At 40.6% G+C, this 17117-nt stretch carries 22 protein-coding genes and 1 pseudogene; 5 read left to right on the forward strand and 18 right to left on the reverse strand.

All coding sequences use genetic code 11. From position 1 onward, the window contains the following. Positions 1-10 precede the first annotated feature (10 nt). The gene (gene sspO / locus NSS60_RS08205; RefSeq protein ID WP_004890592.1) at positions 11-160 is read left to right on the forward strand and encodes a small acid-soluble spore protein O; all 150 of its coding nucleotides are present in this window, start codon (positions 11-13) and stop codon (positions 158-160) included. A 17-nt stretch (positions 161-177) separates the two neighbouring features. Here the strand turns inward: sspO and NSS60_RS08210 are convergent, their stop codons facing one another. Beyond that, entirely contained in the window at positions 178-438 is a 261-nt protein-coding gene (locus NSS60_RS08210) for a hypothetical protein (RefSeq protein ID WP_004890593.1), read from the reverse strand. 103 nt (positions 439-541) lie between these two features. Here NSS60_RS08210 and NSS60_RS08215 point away from each other — a divergent pair, with 103 nt between their 5' ends. Both NSS60_RS08215 and NSS60_RS08220 read left to right on the forward strand, forming a co-directional pair. Further along, the gene (locus NSS60_RS08215; protein WP_006318326.1) at positions 542-685 is read left to right on the forward strand and encodes a small acid-soluble spore protein P; all 144 of its coding nucleotides are present in this window, start codon (positions 542-544) and stop codon (positions 683-685) included. A 78-nt stretch (positions 686-763) separates the two neighbouring features. Further along, positions 764-1204, forward strand: coding sequence for a DUF2621 domain-containing protein (locus NSS60_RS08220; RefSeq protein WP_004890598.1), 441 nt, complete (start codon positions 764-766; stop codon positions 1202-1204). A 14-nt stretch (positions 1205-1218) separates the two neighbouring features. Here NSS60_RS08220 and NSS60_RS08225 read toward each other — a convergent pair whose 3' ends face one another. The 8 genes from NSS60_RS08225 to yneA form a co-directional block, all read right to left on the reverse strand. After that, on the reverse strand, positions 1219-1686 hold the full coding sequence (locus tag NSS60_RS08225) for a CcdC family protein (RefSeq protein ID WP_004890601.1): 468 nt from the start codon (positions 1684-1686) through the stop codon (positions 1219-1221). 21 nt (positions 1687-1707) lie between these two features. Further along, positions 1708-2067, reverse strand: coding sequence for a response regulator (locus NSS60_RS08230; protein WP_004890603.1), 360 nt, complete (start codon positions 2065-2067; stop codon positions 1708-1710). A 26-nt stretch (positions 2068-2093) separates the two neighbouring features. Continuing rightward, positions 2094-2798 (reverse strand): cytochrome c biogenesis CcdA family protein, encoded by a 705-nt coding sequence (locus tag NSS60_RS08235; RefSeq protein ID WP_064214153.1) that lies wholly within the window; start codon positions 2796-2798, stop codon positions 2094-2096. Between the two features lie 113 nt (positions 2799-2911). Continuing rightward, complete coding sequence (locus tag NSS60_RS08240) at positions 2912-3124, reverse strand: YneF family protein (protein WP_003398951.1); 213 nt, start codon at positions 3122-3124, stop codon at positions 2912-2914. A gap of 119 nt (positions 3125-3243) precedes the next feature. Beyond that, the gene (tkt, locus tag NSS60_RS08245; RefSeq protein WP_004890608.1) at positions 3244-5247 is read right to left on the reverse strand and encodes a transketolase; all 2004 of its coding nucleotides are present in this window, start codon (positions 5245-5247) and stop codon (positions 3244-3246) included. Positions 5248-5395: 148 nt separating this feature from the next. Next, a complete protein-coding gene (locus tag NSS60_RS08250; protein ID WP_004890611.1) occupies positions 5396-5626 on the reverse strand; it encodes a DUF896 domain-containing protein in 231 nt (76 codons plus the stop codon). Positions 5627-5632: 6 nt separating this feature from the next. After that, positions 5633-6328: a YneB family resolvase-like protein gene (locus NSS60_RS08255; protein ID WP_004890614.1), complete on the reverse strand. Its 696-nt coding sequence runs from the start codon at positions 6326-6328 to the stop codon at positions 5633-5635. Positions 6329-6343: 15 nt separating this feature from the next. Further along, complete coding sequence (yneA, locus tag NSS60_RS08260; RefSeq protein WP_004890617.1) at positions 6344-6646, reverse strand: cell division suppressor protein YneA; 303 nt, start codon at positions 6644-6646, stop codon at positions 6344-6346. A gap of 147 nt (positions 6647-6793) precedes the next feature. On the opposite strand from yneA, the gene lexA reads away from it, so the two are divergent. Then, entirely contained in the window at positions 6794-7411 is a 618-nt protein-coding gene (lexA, locus tag NSS60_RS08265) for a transcriptional repressor LexA (RefSeq protein WP_004890619.1), read from the forward strand. Between the two features lie 44 nt (positions 7412-7455). Here lexA and glnA read toward each other — a convergent pair whose 3' ends face one another. From glnA to hflX, 4 genes are all read right to left on the reverse strand, one after another. Beyond that, complete coding sequence (gene glnA / locus NSS60_RS08270; RefSeq protein ID WP_004890621.1) at positions 7456-8790, reverse strand: type I glutamate--ammonia ligase; 1335 nt, start codon at positions 8788-8790, stop codon at positions 7456-7458. 54 nt (positions 8791-8844) lie between these two features. Further along, a complete protein-coding gene (locus NSS60_RS08275) occupies positions 8845-9249 on the reverse strand; it encodes a MerR family transcriptional regulator (RefSeq protein ID WP_004890623.1) in 405 nt (134 codons plus the stop codon). A gap of 101 nt (positions 9250-9350) precedes the next feature. Continuing rightward, complete coding sequence (locus NSS60_RS08280; RefSeq protein WP_064214152.1) at positions 9351-10619, reverse strand: methionine gamma-lyase family protein; 1269 nt, start codon at positions 10617-10619, stop codon at positions 9351-9353. Between the two features lie 13 nt (positions 10620-10632). Continuing rightward, positions 10633-11880: a GTPase HflX gene (hflX, locus tag NSS60_RS08285; RefSeq protein WP_004890629.1), complete on the reverse strand. Its 1248-nt coding sequence runs from the start codon at positions 11878-11880 to the stop codon at positions 10633-10635. A 144-nt stretch (positions 11881-12024) separates the two neighbouring features. On the opposite strand from hflX, the gene NSS60_RS08290 reads away from it, so the two are divergent. After that, a complete protein-coding gene (locus tag NSS60_RS08290) occupies positions 12025-12633 on the forward strand; it encodes a trimeric intracellular cation channel family protein (RefSeq protein WP_004890631.1) in 609 nt (202 codons plus the stop codon). 35 nt (positions 12634-12668) lie between these two features. Here NSS60_RS08290 and NSS60_RS08295 read toward each other — a convergent pair. The 5 genes and pseudogenes from NSS60_RS08295 to mutL form a co-directional block, all read right to left on the reverse strand. After that, positions 12669-12920: pseudogene (locus tag NSS60_RS08295) on the reverse strand (steroid 3-ketoacyl-CoA thiolase); the annotation flags it as partial. A gap of 19 nt (positions 12921-12939) precedes the next feature. Continuing rightward, entirely contained in the window at positions 12940-13869 is a 930-nt protein-coding gene (gene spoVK / locus NSS60_RS08300) for a stage V sporulation protein K (protein WP_004890634.1), read from the reverse strand. A gap of 116 nt (positions 13870-13985) precedes the next feature. Continuing rightward, on the reverse strand, positions 13986-14210 hold the full coding sequence (hfq, locus tag NSS60_RS08305; RefSeq protein ID WP_004890637.1) for an RNA chaperone Hfq: 225 nt from the start codon (positions 14208-14210) through the stop codon (positions 13986-13988). 35 nt (positions 14211-14245) lie between these two features. Further along, a complete protein-coding gene (miaA, locus tag NSS60_RS08310; protein WP_004890639.1) occupies positions 14246-15181 on the reverse strand; it encodes a tRNA (adenosine(37)-N6)-dimethylallyltransferase MiaA in 936 nt (311 codons plus the stop codon). Between the two features lie 102 nt (positions 15182-15283). Next, positions 15284-17110 (reverse strand): DNA mismatch repair endonuclease MutL, encoded by a 1827-nt coding sequence (gene mutL, locus NSS60_RS08315; RefSeq protein WP_004890642.1) that lies wholly within the window; start codon positions 17108-17110, stop codon positions 15284-15286. Positions 17111-17117: the final 7 nt, after the last annotated feature.

Consider the following 17117-nt stretch of genomic DNA (forward strand, 5'->3'; position numbering starts at 1 on the left):
GTGAAAAAAGATGGTAAAAAGAAAAGCAAATCATGTCATTCCTGGCATGAACGATGCGAGCGCACAAGGAAAAGGTGCTGGCTACAATGAGGAGCTCTCCAACGAGCCACTCACCGAAGCTCAAAAACAAAATAATAAAAAACGAAAGAAAAATCAATAATCCCGCTTGAAGCGGGATTATTCATACATGTTCACTTCTTCGACAATCGCTTGCAAATCATGACGAAATTGTTCAAGCTGTTTGCGTTGTTTTTCCGAGGCTACTTCAAGCGCGTTATTAATTTGTTCAAACGCCTCGTTTACTTCTTGCTTTAGATGATGCAACTGACTTCCATAGTCTGCGTCACTTTTCACCAGATGATCATACCATTCTTTTGCCTCCATTGTTCCTTGTTGTGCAGCTTCAAACGCCTGTTGCTTATTTTTATGATAAGGCATCGCTTTCACTCCCCTCTTTTTATTATTATCGTGCCTATTGACGGGTGAAATATGCATAAATACAGTTTATCATGCCATCATATGAAAGAAAGGAGTGTGTCGCGTGAACAAAAATACAAGCAAAGACATGCGTAAAAATGCCCCAAAAGGAGATAACCCAGGACAACCAGAACCGCTTAGTGGTTCAAAAAAAGTAAAAAATCAAAATCATACCCGTCAAAAGCATAACTCAAGTCACGATATGTAAAAGAGCTGACGCAACTGTCAGCTCTTTTACTTGATTCTACCATTGTTTTTTTACATAATAAACGTTGAGGTGGAATATATGCTAACAGGTTGGTTTTTATGGTTTATTTTATTTTGGGTCGTTTTTCTTCTTGTTACGATGTCGATCGGTGGCTTCTTCATGTTTCGGAAATTTTTAAAGCGGCTGCCAAAAGAGGATGGAAAGTCGGAATTGGATTGGCAACAATATTACATTGAACAAACACGGCATCTATGGTCTGAAAAAGAAAAAGCATTACTCGAAGATTTAGTTCGCCCTGTTCCTGAGCTATTTCGTGATGTTGCTCGACAAAAAATCGCTGGTAAAATTGGAGAATTGGCTTTACAAGAACAGGCGGATCGAATTACAGAAGATTTAGTTGTTCGTGGTTATATTCTCGCTACACCAAAACGCGATCATAAATTTTTAATTAAAGCGCTAAGAGAAAAACAAATTGATTTTACAAAATACGAACATTTACTACTAACAAAAAAAAGCTAATCGCCTGTTGCTGATTAGCTTTTTTCTTTTATTTCGCGTTGGAGGCGACGATATGATGCATACATCGCCACTCGCCACGGAACAATCATCGAGAAGGCTAAAATCCAAAACATTCCCGCAAGTTCTCCGTACTCAATGGTGCGGCTTAAATATGTCTTTAAAGCGAGACGCAATACAATTAAGCCAACAAAAATAAAAGCGAACGCTTTTGAACGTTGTAAATAAATTTTGTTGCCTCGAACTTCAAACGAAGATGTTTTAATTAACAAAATAGAAAAAAGCGCTCCAACAAAAACTGCTTCTACACATTCTAACATCGTTACTCGAAACATTGGATGAAGAAACATAAGGGCGCCTGTGCTCATAAAAATAGGGGGTAATATAATTTTTTTGGCGTTTGTCGGTTTTTCTGCTGCTTTCATGCGAATAAAGAAAACAAGTCCAGCCATAAACACCGCAAATACCGAACTAAAAATAGCCAAAATCAATCTTCCTTTCTCATCTTACTGTAACACACGTTGAATAGCCTCCATGACGCGACTTTCATCAAATGGTTTTTCGATAAAATCTAGCGCCCCTGCTTCAATAGCTTCAACAACCATTTTTTGTTGCCCCATCGCGGAACACATAATAATCTTCGCATGAGGATCATGACGTTTAATTTCCCTCACAGCTTCAAGACCACTCATCACTGGCATTGTAATATCGAGTGTCACCACGTCTGGCTTTAACTCTATATATAATTCAACAGCTTCCCTTCCGTTTTCTGCTTCCCCAACCACTTCATGATTCGCTTTTTTCAAAATATTTGCTAACGTCATACGCATAAATTTTGCATCATCGACAATTAAAATTCCTGCCATTTCCTTTCCCTCCACACCATAAGAAACTAGAAACCTGTAAAGCCACCAAATATGTTTGTCATATAAATCGTAATTTTCGTCATCCAATCAAAAAACAGTACAACCCCCATGCCTATCATGACATATCCGCCGACTTTCATTAGCTTAACATGATGTTTCCGAATCCAACCCATTTTCCCAATAAAAAACGATAAAAGCAAAAAAGGCAAAGCAAAACCGAGTGAATACGCCGTCATATACACTACACCTAAACTTGGGTTTGTCGCTGCTAGAGCAATCACGGATACTAAAATCGGACCTGTACACGGCGTCCAACCGGCAGCAAACGCCATGCCAATAAGAAAAGATCCGATGTAACCTGATGGACGTTGTTGAAAGGATAAACGACGATCCGTCATTAAAAAGGTCGGCTTAAAGATGCCGATAATAACAAATCCGAAAAACACCATCAGTATTGCACCAATTTGCCGAATAAGATCTTGGTACGTATGAAAAAAACGTCCAAGAATCGATGTGCCGAAACCGATCGCAATAAAGATAAAAGAAAAACCGAGCAAAAAAAATAACGTATGTAACAAACTTCTTTTTTGTAACAATGCATAATCAGACTTTAAATCACTAACTGAAACTCCCGTAATATATGATAAAAAGGCTGGGTAAAGCGGCAAACAGCAAGGAGAAATAAACGACAACACACCTGCCCCAAACGCAACAAACAGTTGAATGTCCATATGATTGGCACTCCATTCTTTCTTCATTTAGCTATATTTTATCAAAAAAATACAAATACGGGCAACAGCTTCTTTCCATGCTAAAAAAGACACTCGTTGTGAGTGCCTTACCTTTATTTCAACTGATTGTTCATCGCTTTCATCATTTGGTTGATCTTTTTTTGCGATGGCGTCATTCCCATTTGCATCATCATCATTCGAATCATTTGTTCATTAATCGGTGGATTTTTCTTTAAGTAGTTCATCATTGTTTTACGCGCGATAAAAAATCCGAGCGCAACGCCAGCAGCAAGCGCTACAATGCCTACTAAAATCATTTCCCACATATTTTTTCCTCCTTCATGTTGTCTACACTACACTATACTAAACAATAACGGTTTGTACAATATGTTCAGTAAAAAATCTTTATGCGATAATAAAACGGGGAGCTCATCTCCCCGTTTTATTATTTGTTTAACAACGCTTTGACTCGGGCAACAACGTTTTCCACTGTAAATCCGTATTCTTGCATAATTTTTTCTCCAGGGGCAGAAGCTCCAAAGCGATCAATGGCTAAAATATCGCCTTCATCGCCTGTATAACGCTCCCAACCAAGAGATGAGCCCATTTCAATCGCAAGACGTTTTTTCACACGTTTTGGAATGACGCTTTCTTTATACTCAGCTGGCTGAGCCTCAAAACGGTCCCATGAAGGCATGCTCACAACAGAAACATGAATTCCTTCATTCGCTAACGCTTTTTGTGCCTCTACTGCTAGGCTAACTTCTGAACCAGATGCTAGCAACAGGGCTTGTACTTCTCCTTGAGCTTCAGAAACAACATACGCTCCTCTTTTCACTCCTTCATACGCACGCTCTGCTGTTGTCGCTAGCGTAGGAAGGTTTTGACGTGTCAACACAAGCGCTGTCGGACGATCCGTAGATTCTACCGCTAACCGCCATGCAGCTGCTGTTTCGTTCGCATCTGCCGGACGAATGACGCATACATTTGGCATCGCTCTTAATGAAGCGAGTTGTTCAATTGGCTCATGCGTTGGACCATCCTCACCAACAGCAATGCTATCGTGCGTAAATACATATGTGACAGGCAATCCCATAAGTGCAGCAAGTCGAATCGCTGGACGTAAATAATCTGAAAAGACGAAGAACGTACCACCGTACACTTTTACACCGCCATGGAGCGCCATACCATTTAACGCTGCGCCCATCGCAAATTCACGTACACCAAACCAAATGTTACGACCTTCATAACTTCCAGGTAAGAAGTCTCCTGCTCCTTTAATCAACGTTTTATTTGAACCTGCTAAGTCTGCGGATCCACCTAAAAATTGTGGCACAACTTTTGCGATAGCATTCAATACTTCTCCAGAAGAAGCACGTGTTGCTAGACTCTTCCCTTCAGCATATACAGGCAACGCTTTTTCCCAACCTTCAGGAAGTTTACCTTCAATCGCCATTTTTAGCTGTTTCGCTAAATCTGGATATGCTTTTTCATATTCAGCAAATAAAGCATTCCACTCAGCTTCTTTTTTCTCTCCGGCTTCTTTAACTACTTTTTCAAAATGAGCATATACTTCATCTGGAACGTAAAAATCTTCTTCAAACGTCCATTTATATGCTTCTTTTGTTAACTTAATTTCATCTTTACCTAGCGGAGCGCCATGTACATCAGCTGTTCCCGCTTTGTTTGGTGAACCGTAACCGATTATTGTTTTTACTTCAATTAACGTCGGGCGCTCCAAATCTTTTTGAGCTTCAGCAATCGCTTGAGCAATTTCTTCAATGTTATTTCCATCTTCGACACGAATATATTGCCATCCATACGCTTTGAAACGTTGCTCAACGCTTTCTGAAAACGAAAGATGTAATTCGCCATCTAGCGAAATATCATTTGAATCATAAAGAACGATGAGGCGGCCAAGTTTTAAGTGACCAGCTAACGAAGCAGCTTCAGCAGAAACTCCTTCCATTAAATCACCGTCGCCGCAAATCGCATATGTAAAATGGTTAATAATTTCGAAATTGTCTTTGTTGTATGTAGCTGCTAAATGACGCTCTGCCATCGCCATTCCAACAGCCATCGCAATCCCTTGCCCAAGCGGTCCAGTCGTTGCTTCGACACCTGGTGTATGACCGTATTCGGGATGCCCCGGTGTTTTACTTCCCCATTGGCGAAACTGCTTAATGTCTTCCATCGTAACATCGTAGCCACTTAAATGAAGCAAGCTATACAATAACATCGAACCGTGTCCTGCCGATAATACAAAGCGGTCACGATTAAACCATTTTGGGTTGCGCGGATTATGGTTCATAAACTTTGTCCATAGCGTATACGCCATCGGTGCAGCTCCCATCGGCATTCCTGGGTGACCTGAATTTGCTTTTTCAATGGCATCGATCGACAATGTGCGAATTGCCGCAATCGACAATTGTTCGATAGAGTGTGTCATCATCTTCATCCTTTCATTTGCAAACATTCTCATCTTTTATGATATAGAAAAGTACATGAAATGTACAACAATTCACAACACTTTTTTTTGACAAACTGATAAAAAAAGAGAGAACATCTATACTTGTATGCTCTCCATGATAGGCGTATTAATGCAGGCGTTTTTTCTTACTATCCTTTAATTTTGTTGGTGTGACATCATTGCCATTTGGATCAATCACTTTTACAGCATGCAACGTTTCAATCATCGACTCGCGAAACGCTGCAATATACTCAGCGCGGAGCTGCAGCTGCTCTTGCTTCTCTTCCGCTGTCAGCCCTTCTAGTTTTGCTTTTTTAGCTAATGCATTAATTCGTGCAATTTTTTCAGAAGATAACATTCAACCTCATTCCTTTGTATTGATTTTTTTGCTCGTATCATCATACAAAAACTTTTCTTTGTTGACAAGTTGTTCGTATTCTTTGTATCGCCGATGAACAGTCGCTTTAGATACATCATAACCAAATGAACGAAGCGTAGCCGCAATTTCTGTAAACGTTAAGCCATTTTGGCGTAAACGAACAATATCTTCAATCGGCACATCTTTCCGATCGCGTCCAGCGTGTCCACCAATGTTGCGCAAATTGTTTTCTGGACGATATCCGTTTTGGACAGCTCGTTGCATACCGCGTTTAATTTTTAAGTTATGTATCTTTCTTTGGTATTCTTCAACAATACTAATAATCTCTAACACCATCGAGTCTGCTTCTGATAATTGAAGCTCCCCGCGATGACTTACCGTATACACGCGAATCCCTTCCTTTTGTAAACAACGAAGAAGAGCAATTTTTGCATTTCCTCGTCCAAGTCTTGTTTCATCTTGAACGAGAACGACGTCGATGCGATGTTGTTTCATCGTATCAAGCAACTCCATAATTCCTTCGCGTTCAATGTCGTAACCACTTGCCTGTTCTTCAATGATCTTGATCACATTCATTTCGTATTCCTTAGCAAGTTGCTGAAGCTCTTCTTTTTGTCTTTGCAGCGATGTTTCTTGTGCCTCTTTTGTCGTACTTACACGACAATAAATAATCGCGTTCATCCGTCATCCCTTTCTTTATGGTTTATTAGCAACGAGCTGATTTTCGCTATTTGATTTTAACACAGGTATGACAATTTTCTCACCAACGATCAATTGATCGTCTGAACGTTTATTTACTTTCATTACCCATTCAATGAATTGTTGCCGTGACAATTGATGTTCATGTTTATATTGCTCTGCAAGCCCCCATAGTGTATCGCCAGCTGATACCGTAATCTCCACATATTTTTCTTTATCAACAGATTGTGTGACATGCACAAATGCCCATACAAACAAAAAGCTAAATAAGATCATTATTATATAATGTATTTTGCTCATCAAACCTACCCCCCAAGAACATTTGTTTGTATTTATGATAACGCGAACTTTTGTTCGTGTCAACTATTTCTCGAACTTATGTTTGTATCCATGTACGAATATATGTTATAATGTGGACAAAGATTGAAAAGGAAGAGGTGTATAAAGATGGCGAAATTATCAAAACGACAACAACAAATTTTGGACTTTATTAAACAAGAAGTGCGCACGAAAGGGTATCCACCATCTGTGAGGGAAATTGGCGAGGCAGTTGGTTTAGCTTCAAGTTCTACCGTTCACGGACATTTAGCTCGTTTAGAAAACAAAGGGTTCATTAGACGTGATCCAACAAAACCTCGTGCCATTGAGATTTTGGACGAACATGAATCCATCCCGAGAACAAATGTCATCAATGTCCCAATCGTCGGAAAAGTCACAGCCGGACAACCAATTACTGCAATTGAAAATATTGAAGAATACTTCCCCCTCCCAGAACGGTTCGTCTCACCAGATGATCAAGTATTTATGTTGCAAATTGTCGGAGAAAGCATGATTGAAGCCGGTATTTTAGACGGAGACTACGTAATCGTCCGTCAACAACAAACAGCAAATAATGGGGATATCGTTGTAGCGATGACGGAAGATCATGAAGCGACAGTAAAACGGTTTTTTAAAGAAAAAGATCATATCCGTTTGCAACCTGAGAACTCTTCAATGGAGCCGATCATTGTCCAAAACGCTACAATTTTAGGAAAAGTCATCGGCGTATATCGATCTATCCATTAAGAAAAAGAAACGGAAAAAAGCTAACGGAAAAACCGTTAGCTTTTTTAGTAAAGGCTCATATATTGTTCACGTTCCCATGGATGCACAGCCGTGCGAAACATATCCCATTCAATTTCTTTCGCTTCGACAAAGTGTTCGAATAAATGTTTACCAAGCGCATTAACAATTACTTCATCCGATTTTAAGTTTTGGAGCGCTTCTGCTAATGTCGCAGGTAAGTCAACAATACCTTCTTCTAAACGCTCCTCTTTTGTCATCACATAAATGTTGCGGTCAACTGGCGCAGGAGGCGTCAACTTGTTTTTAATTCCATCTAGTCCGGCCGCCAATAATACAGCCATCGCTAAGTATGGATTAGCTGCTGGGTCTACGCTACGCACTTCAATGCGTGTGCTCATGCCGCGTGACGCCGGGATACGAATAAGCGGGCTACGGTTGCGTGCCGACCACGCCACATAACAAGGTGCCTCATAGCCTGGAACAAGACGTTTGTAAGAGTTTACCGTTGGGTTTGTTACCGCTGTAAAGTTTGGCGCGTGTTTTAACACACCTGCAATAAACTGTAATGCTGTTTCACTTAGTTGTAGCTGACCGTTCGGATCAAAAAAGGCATTTTCACCATTTTTAAAGAGCGACAAGTTACAATGCATACCAGATCCGTTTACACCAAAAAGTGGTTTTGGCATAAATGTCGCGTGCAAACCGTGTTTACGTGCAACAGTCTTGACGACAAGCTTAAATGTTTGAATGTCATCACACGCTTTTACCGCATTTGCATACTTGAAGTCAATTTCATGTTGCCCTGGCGCAACTTCATGGTGAGACGCTTCAATTTCGAATCCCATCTCTTCTAATTCTAATACAATATCCCGTCGGCAGTTTTCTCCTAAATCGGTTGGTGCTAAGTCAAAGTAGCCGCCATTATCGTTTAACTCTAATGTAGGCTCTCCTTTTTCATCTAACTTAAACAAGAAGAACTCTGGCTCTGGCCCTAGGTTGAACTCTGTAAATCCGAGCTCCTTCATTTCTTTTAGTACACGTTTTAAGTTGTAACGCGGACATCCCTCAAACGGTGTACCATCCGGATTATAAATGTCACAAATAAAGCGTGCCACTTTTCCTTTTTCAGCTGTCCATGGGAAAATAACGAATGTATCTAAATCTGGGTACAAGTACATATCTGATTCTTCGATGCGAACAAATCCTTCGATCGATGATCCGTCAAACATCATTTTATTATCGAGCGCTTTTTGTAGCTGGCTCACTGGAATTTCTACGTTTTTAATCGTGCCGAGAATGTCAGTGAACTGCAAGCGAATATACTTTACATTCTCTTCCTTTACAATACGAAAAATGTCTTCTTTTGTGTACTTAGTCATACATATTCCTCCCCCAAAATGAAAAGATCATTTATGTTAAAAAACATAAATTTTTTAATGAAAAAAACGAGCGATATCGCCTTGACGAAGTGAAGCGCGATTAAAGCGACCTGCTTGCATCAGCTCGGCACGCAAAAGTTTGCGCAACTCCGCTTCCGACAAACCTTGCTTCATGACTTTCGGCGCAACAGGTGGCGTTGCTTCAGCGTGTTGTTGCTGACGTGAAGCAAAAATTTGTTTAATTCCCGCCAAATTAACCCCTTGCTCGATTAGATCTTTAATTTCAAGCAACCGATCCACGTCATTAAACGAGAACAACCGCCGATTACCTTCTGTCCGTGCAGGTGAAATAAGACCGTGTTCTTCATAATAACGGATTTGACGTGCTGATAAATCTGTTAACTGCATAACGATACCGATAGGAAATAACGGCATGGAGCGACGAATTTGACTATTCATGTCGACCCCTCCTTACGTAATACGTACTTTTATTTTATTCTATGTTACTCTATATGTCAATGATACGTTATATTTTATTACATATTTTTTTCTGAGAGATTTTATAATTGAATCAATTGTTTTTCGAGCAATCGATCAATCGCCATGCAAACAGCGATTTTGACATGTGAGTACGTTAGTCCCCCTTGGACGTATGCAACATATGGAGGCCGAATCGGGCCATCGGCTGATAGCTCGATGCTTGCCCCTTGTACAAACGTCCCCGCCGCCATAATGACATCATCCTCATAACCCGGCATGTAATTCGGATATGGAGTAAAATGCGAATTGACAGGAGAGACGAATTGAATGGCTTGACAAAACGCAATCATTTGTTCTGCATCGTCAAATTGCACGGACTGAATCAAGTCCGTACGCTTCGCATCCCACGTCGGATACGTGTTCATTCCGATTCGTTCAAGCATAGCTGCAGTAAAGACCGCGCCTTTTAACGCTTGTCCAACGATATGGGGGGCCAAGAAAAAGCCTTGATACATTTCTTGCAAACTGTACAAGGAGGCGCCTGCTTCCGCACCAATTCCTGGCGAGGTCATACGATATGCACACATATTGATATATTCTTTTTTACCGACGAGATATCCTCCCGTTTTTGCTAATCCGCCACCTGGATTTTTAATAAGTGAACCCGCCATTAAATCGGCGCCAACATGGCACGGCTCTTGGTTTTCCACAAATTCTCCGTAACAGTTATCAACAAACACAATAACGTCTTGTTTGATTGCTTTGACAAAATCAATCATCTCTTTTATTTCGGCAATAGTAAACGATGGTCGAGGATCGTACCCTTTCGATCGTTGAATACCAATCATCTTTGTCCGTTCGTTGATCGCCTGTTTGACTGCTACAAAATCGACTTTTCCTTCTGGAGTGAGCGGTACGCTCTGATAGCCGATATGGAACTCTTTTAACGAACCGATACCTTTGCCGCGAATGCCGACAATTTCTTCGAGTGTATCGTACGGTTTGCCGGTAATGTACAAAAGTTCATCGCCGGGACGTAAAATACCAAATAAGGCAATCGTAATGGCGTGCGTACCGGAAATGATTTGTGGGCGAACGAGCGCCGCTTCCCCACCGAATACATCCGCATACACTTTTTCAAGCGTATCACGTCCGATGTCATCATAACCATATCCCGTTGATGGAATAAAATGAGCATCGCTCACTTGATGGTGACGAAAACTCTGCAAAACACGATATTGGTTATAGTCGATTCGCTCGTCAATTGCCCGATGAACTGGGGCAATTTGTGCTTCAATTTCTTTGACGAGCGCTTCAATTTTTTCTCCATGAGTTAAATGTTGAAACATAAAACAACCCTTTCTATTTTTGATATGTTTTTAGTTGTGCTAAAAGTGGATGTTCCGACAATATGTAGCCGCTACATTCATACATGCCACTTTGTTCATTGTAATATATGTGCTGCACAATTGTTTCTGCTTTTAGCTGTGCGAGCAGTTTCCCCTCAAATGCAGGAATCGCTACATCGTAACGTTCCATCGCTTCGATCATGTGTGATTCAATAAATCGGCGCAGCTTTTGTACATCTTGTTCACTAAACGCACTTACTAATATATAGTCTGTTTTCGGGCTTGGAACAAAGCTTGGAAGAGTGATATCACGTTTGTTATATACAGTAGCGATTGGAATGGTCGTCGCCTCCAATTCTTCAAGCAAGCGATAGACCGTTTGTTCATGTTGAATATAATCAGGATTCGATGAATCGACAATATGTAAAATCAAATCGGCTTCTTTCACTTCTTCTAACGTCGAACGAAACGCTGCAACGAGCGTTGTCGGCAAGTCTTGAATAAAGCCGACCGTATCCGTCAACAGCGCGGTATAACCGCTTGGCAGCACAAGCTTTCTAGTGAGCGGATCTAACGTAGCGAACAATAAATTTTCTTCCAACGCATCCGCGTTCGTAAGCCGATTAAAAATCGTTGATTTGCCAGCGTTCGTATAGCCGACGAGCGCAATTTGAAACACAGCGTTTTTCTTCCGCCGCTCACGATACCGTCCACGATGTTCGACGACCGCTTTTAGCTGCGCTTTAATTTCATCGATGCGACGACGAATATGACGACGATCAGTTTCTAGTTTCGTTTCCCCCGGTCCCCTCGTTCCAATTCCACCACCTAAACGAGAGAGTTCTACACCTTGCCCACTTAACCGCGGCAAGATGTATTGCAATTGAGCAAGCTCGACTTGCAATTTCCCTTCTTTAGAGCGGGCGCGGCTTGCGAAAATGTCTAAAATAAGCTGCGTCCGGTCAATGACACGCACGTTTAATACCTTTGTTAAGTTGCGGTTTTGGCTTGGTGACAATTCATCATTAAAAATAACAACATCTGGTTCAAACTGTTCAATAAGTCGAACAAGCTCTTCCACTTTCCCTTTGCCGATATATGTCGCCGGATGGATCGTGTCCCGTCTTTGTGTGAGGCTTATGACTACTTCACCATTTGCCGTATGAACGAGCGAGGAAAGCTCTTCCATCGAATACGAAAACCGTTCATCATCAACATGTGGTAACTGACACCCAACAATAATCACTCTTTCTTTTTGCATATTTTCCCTCTTTCCTGTTGAACGTCTGTTCTCATCATAACAAATCTTATGTAAAAGTGCTATGACTGAAAAATGAGCATTGATTTTTTTATATTTTATACATAAAATTTTAACGTGATGTTACAGACAGAAAGGAATGCGACGATGACTTGGGAAGTATTAAGTATGATTGGCACCATCGCCTTTGCAATTAGCGGAGCTATTGTTGCTATGGAAGAAGAATACGATGTTTTAGGAGTGTATATTCTCGGGATTGTAACTGCATTCGGCGGCGGTGCTGTACGCAACGTATTAATTGGTGTACCTGTATCGATCCTCTGGCAGCAACAAACTCTTTTTTTGATTGCGTTTATTGCGATGACGATTGTCTATTTGTTTCCGCAAAAAATGCTACCACATTGGCAGCGGTGGGGGAACTTTTTTGATGCCCTCGGTCTTTCAGCGTTCGCTATTCAAGGAGCGCTATATGCTGTTCAAATGAATCGTCCGTTGAGTGCAGTCATCGTCGCTGCTGTATTGACCGGGAGCGGTGGGGGAATGATCCGCGATGTATTGGCCGGAAGAAAACCGCTCGTATTACGGGATGAAATTTATGCTGTGTGGGCCATTGTCGCTGGCATTGCAGTCGGAACCGGAATCGCACATTCTTCAATTAGTTTGTATGTATTGTTTGTTATTGTTGCAACATTGCGCATTTTATCGTATACATATAACTGGAAATTGCCAAATAAGTCGTTGAAGGCAGGAAACTGAAACCGGATGTCTCGATGGAGACATCCGATTTCTTTTTATTCTTCCCACCGTTCGATGATGGTCGCAGTGGACATGCCGTGCCCAATGCAAATCGTTAATAAGCCGTAGCGCCCCTTTCGTCGTTCGAGTTCGTGAACGAGGGATGCCATCAGTTTCACGCCAGTTGCGCCGAGCGGATGGCCTAAAGCGATAGCACCACCGTTAACGTTCACTTTCGAAAGGGGAGCACCGATCTCTTTTTGCCAAGCGAGGACGACAGGCGCAAACGCTTCGTTAATTTCGACAAGGAAGGTTTCCCTCCCCTATTTATTCAACAACTAGGTCACGTTCACGTATAATCATTAATTCTTTTTTATCGTAACGCCCTTCGTGCAACAGACGTACCGCTTGTTTTCGAATTGCTTTTTCAATCAAATTTCGAATGTAACGGCCGTTGCTAAATTTTCTTTGATATCCGTCGGCTAATAGTTGCTCAATATGTTCACGTAGCTTTCGTTCTGCTTCATTAGTAAGCTCGTATTCTCTTATATGAAGCATTTGTTTTGCAATTTGTACAAGTTCCTCTGCTGTATAGTCAGGAAATTCAAGTATTAACGGAAAGCGTGACGGCAATCCTGGATTTAAAGATAAAAAATAGTCCATTTCGGCTGGATATCCTGCTAAAATAACGACTAAGTCATCAGAAAAATCTTCAATTCCTTTTACTAACGTATCAATCGCTTCTTTTCCAAAATCTTTCTCCCCTCCACGCGCAAGGGAGTATGCTTCGTCAATAAATAAAATACCTCCACGTGCTTTCTTAATTAAGTCACGTGTTTTATTGGCGGTATGACCGATATATTCGCCAACTAAATCCGCACGTTCTGCTTCAATAAAATGTCCTTTAGATAACACATTCATTTCTAAAAATAACTTACCAAGAATACGAGCAACTGTCGTTTTCCCAGTCCCGGGATTCCCTTTAAAAATCATGTGAAGAGACTGTTTATTTCCCTTTAATCCATTTGCTTGACGTGCTTTATTAATGTATAACCATGCGTAAATTTCCTTAATTAATTTTTTCACTTCACTTAGTCCAACTAACTCATCTAGTTCCTTCTGAATCTCTTTCAATACTGCGTGTTGATGATAATCAATGCGATTCGGTGTTTCTTCTTTCGGTAAATAATTAACGTTTTTCGCATTAAGCACGATATTAATTTGACTTTTTGTTTGCTTCATCGTCAACTCTGACAAGGCAACGTCACCTCTCCTTCATCGTTGCTTCTTTTATCAATATACGCTACCATCGCCCATTTCGTGACAAATGCCTAACGAAAAAATCGCCCACCGATATAGGTGAGCGATATATCTTACTCAATCTCAATTTTTACGTTTTTTTGTGGTGCAAATGTGGAAATGGCATGTTTATAAATTAATTGTTGTTTTCCATCCACTTCTAACAATACTGTGAAATTGTCAAATCCTTTCACTAACCCACGCAATTGAAATCCATTTAGCAAAAATACAGTAACCGTTGTTTCTTCCTTCCGCAATTGGTTTAAAAACTGATCTTGAATGTTTATCGTGTTTTTCATTGCTTCGTCCTCCTCTTTTTCTCTCTACATTACGTTTACATATTCGACTGAAAGTGAAACTTTCCTTCTATGTAATGCAAAATTTCATTGACTCGTCTTTCAAATATTGTATCATCGGTCATGTCAAACCATTGAACAGGCATTTGATTTCGGAACCATGTGAACTGACGCTTTGCGTAGCGACGAGAGTTTTGTTTCAATTGTTCGATTGCCTCTTTCAGCGTAAGCATTCCGTCAAAATACGCATATAACTCTTTATAGCCGATTGCCTGAATTGCTTGACAGTCACGTAAACCTTGTTTATATAATCGTTTCACTTCTTCAATCAACCCTTGATCAATCATTTGATCTACTCGTTGATTAATACGTGCATATAGCTTCTCTCGTTCCATTGTCAATCCAATAAGTGCTACGTTATATACCAGCTGACGTTTTTGCTCTTTCAGCCATTCTGTCATTGTTTTTCCTGTACAATGATAAATTTCTAACGCACGAATGACACGACGAACGTTATTCGGATGAATGCGTTCTGCACTTAAGGGATCAATTTGTTTCAGTTGTTCATACAACTCATCAGGTGAACAACGTTCAAGTGACTGGCGATACAAGTCGTTAGAAGGGGCGTCTGAAAATTGATAATCGTAAATAACAGATTGGATATATAGCCCTGTACCACCAACGATGATCGGAAGTTTTCCTCGTTTCGTTATATCTTTAATAAGTGAACGGGCAAGCGTCTGAAACTCTGCCACAGAAAAAGATTCATGCGGCTCCTTTATATCTAGTAAATGATGTGAAATACCTTCCGTTTCTTCTTGACGAATTTTAGCTGTTCCAATATCCAATCCTTTATATACTTGCATCGAATCGCCATTAATAATTTCCCCGTTTAAGCGTTTCGCCAATTGTATACTCATTTTCGTTTTCCCTACAGCCGTTGGACCGATTAACACAACGACTTTCTCTCCCATAAAATACCACTACTTTCCATTCTAATTCACATTCATCTATTATAGACAAACAATATGCATTTTATCATTTCATTTTGAAAAAATGTGAAAAAACATCCATTTTCACATGACGCGTTTAAACATTTTTTCTAATTCATACGTAGAAAAATGAATAATAATTGGGCGACCGTGCGGACATGTAAACGGATCGCTCGTTTTTCGCAACGATTCGAGCAACGCAAATATTTCATCGTTACGTAAAAATTGATTCGCTTTAATCGACTGTTTGCAACTCATCATGATGGCAGCTTTTTCTCTTAGTTGCTTCATATCCACTTTTTTCATCGTTAACACTTGCTTAATCATTTCCTCAATAATTTCTAATTCTTCCCCTTTCGGAAACCATTGGGGATGAGAACGAACAATAAAACTGTTATGACCAAACGGCTCTAAAAACACACCACAAGCAGCTAATTGATCACGGTAACTTTCAATAAGTACATACTCACTTGATGAATAAGTAAGCGTCAATGGGATAAGCAACGGCTGTAACTCATTTGTAACGGTTGCTAGTTTTTCACGAAAGTATTCGTATTTAATTCGTTCTTGAGCAGCATGTTGATCAATAATATATAGCCCGTTTTCATTTTGGGCTAAAATATACGTCCCATGCATTTGACCAATCGGATATAATGGCGGAATGCGTTCTTGCTCCATCTCTCCTGTTACATGTTCGCTTGGAACAACGGATTCTACATCAAGTAGTGTGACATCTTGATCACGAACACGTTCATCACTTTTCTCCAACACGATTCGCTCTTCTGTTTTCTTTTCTTGATCACGATATATCTCCGTTACACGAGGTGACATCGTATTCGATTCTTTCACGATATGTTCAAACGAAAACGTTTGTTGTTCTGCTTTCGTTTTTTCTACTCGCGGTGCCGTTACCTCAGGAATTAACGTCTTTTTTTGAAATGATTGGCGAATCGTTTGTTGAACAAGCTCGTTTAACTCGGCTTCTTTACTAAAACGCACTTCCAATTTTGCTGGATGAACATTCACATCTATAAGAAGCGGATCCATCATAACATTTAAAAAGGTAATCGGATGCCGTCCAATTGGGAGAAGCGTATGATATCCTTCTTCAATCGCTTTATATAACGAATAGTTTTTAATATACCGTCCATTTACGATCGTCGTCATATAATTCCGAGACGCACGCGTCACCTCAGGTAAAGCAACGTAACCGTCAATTGTAAAATCGAGCGTCTCCGCATGAATCGCAATCATTTTTTTGGCGACATCCAATCCGTAAATCGCTGCCAATACTTGCCTTACATCCCCATTTCCGTTCGTATAAAACAGTTGTTTTCCGTTATGTGTTAACCGAAATGAAATATGCGGATGTGCAAGCGCTAGACGATTTATCACATCAACAACATGACCAAGTTCCGTATGAATGGTTTTCATATATTTTAGACGCGCTGGCGTATTGAAAAATAAATGAGAAACGGTAACATCTGTTCCTTTTCGACTGCTTGTCCGACCATGCTGCACAAGTTCTCCACCTTTTAAAACGAGCCACGTCCCTGGTCCTTCACCGGTACTCGTCTTCAGTTCTAAATGTGAGACGGAAGCAATGCTAGGCAACGCCTCTCCTCGAAAGCCGAGCGTACGAATACGAAACAAATCTGCCTCATCTTTAATTTTGCTCGTTGCATGTCGTTCAAACGCTAAAAAACAATCTTCTTCCTCAAAACCATCCCCATTGTCAACGACACGAATTTTCGCTAATCCCGCTTCTTCTAACTCCACTTCAATGATCGTGCTATGAGCATCAATCGCATTTTCAACAAGTTCTTTCACGACAGAAGCCGGGCGCTCTACAACTTCCCCTGCCGCAATTTTATTCGCTAACGCCTCATCAAGCTTACGAATTTTCCCCACGTTTTCC

This window comes from Anoxybacillus sp. FSL W8-0382 (assembly GCF_038003845.1).
GTDB lineage: Bacteria > Bacillota > Bacilli > Bacillales > Anoxybacillaceae > Anoxybacillus > Anoxybacillus flavithermus_G.

Bases quoted from the DNA above. Each gene is read 5' to 3' on its own strand.
- sspO (WP_004890592.1), top strand. From the start codon at position 11: ATGGTAAAAAGAAAAGCAAATCATGTCATTCCTGGCATGAACGATGCG.
- NSS60_RS08210 (WP_004890593.1), bottom strand. From the start codon at position 438: ATGCCTTATCATAAAAATAAGCAACAGGCGTTTGAAGCTGCACAACAA.
- NSS60_RS08220 (WP_004890598.1), top strand. From the start codon at position 764: ATGCTAACAGGTTGGTTTTTATGGTTTATTTTATTTTGGGTCGTTTTT.
- NSS60_RS08230 (WP_004890603.1), bottom strand. From the start codon at position 2,067: ATGGCAGGAATTTTAATTGTCGATGATGCAAAATTTATGCGTATGACG.
- NSS60_RS08235 (WP_064214153.1), bottom strand. From the start codon at position 2,798: ATGGACATTCAACTGTTTGTTGCGTTTGGGGCAGGTGTGTTGTCGTTT.
- NSS60_RS08240 (WP_003398951.1), bottom strand. From the start codon at position 3,124: ATGTGGGAAATGATTTTAGTAGGCATTGTAGCGCTTGCTGCTGGCGTT.
- tkt (WP_004890608.1), bottom strand. From the start codon at position 5,247: ATGACACACTCTATCGAACAATTGTCGATTGCGGCAATTCGCACATTG.
- NSS60_RS08250 (WP_004890611.1), bottom strand. From the start codon at position 5,626: ATGTTATCTTCTGAAAAAATTGCACGAATTAATGCATTAGCTAAAAAA.
- NSS60_RS08255 (WP_004890614.1), bottom strand. From the start codon at position 6,328: ATGAACGCGATTATTTATTGTCGTGTAAGTACGACAAAAGAGGCACAA.
- yneA (WP_004890617.1), bottom strand. From the start codon at position 6,646: ATGAGCAAAATACATTATATAATAATGATCTTATTTAGCTTTTTGTTT.
- lexA (WP_004890619.1), top strand. From the start codon at position 6,794: ATGGCGAAATTATCAAAACGACAACAACAAATTTTGGACTTTATTAAA.
- glnA (WP_004890621.1), bottom strand. From the start codon at position 8,790: ATGACTAAGTACACAAAAGAAGACATTTTTCGTATTGTAAAGGAAGAG.
- NSS60_RS08275 (WP_004890623.1), bottom strand. From the start codon at position 9,249: ATGAATAGTCAAATTCGTCGCTCCATGCCGTTATTTCCTATCGGTATC.
- NSS60_RS08280 (WP_064214152.1), bottom strand. From the start codon at position 10,619: ATGTTTCAACATTTAACTCATGGAGAAAAAATTGAAGCGCTCGTCAAA.
- hflX (WP_004890629.1), bottom strand. From the start codon at position 11,880: ATGCAAAAAGAAAGAGTGATTATTGTTGGGTGTCAGTTACCACATGTT.
- NSS60_RS08290 (WP_004890631.1), top strand. From the start codon at position 12,025: ATGACTTGGGAAGTATTAAGTATGATTGGCACCATCGCCTTTGCAATT.
- hfq (WP_004890637.1), bottom strand. From the start codon at position 14,210: ATGAAAAACACGATAAACATTCAAGATCAGTTTTTAAACCAATTGCGG.
- miaA (WP_004890639.1), bottom strand. From the start codon at position 15,181: ATGGGAGAGAAAGTCGTTGTGTTAATCGGTCCAACGGCTGTAGGGAAA.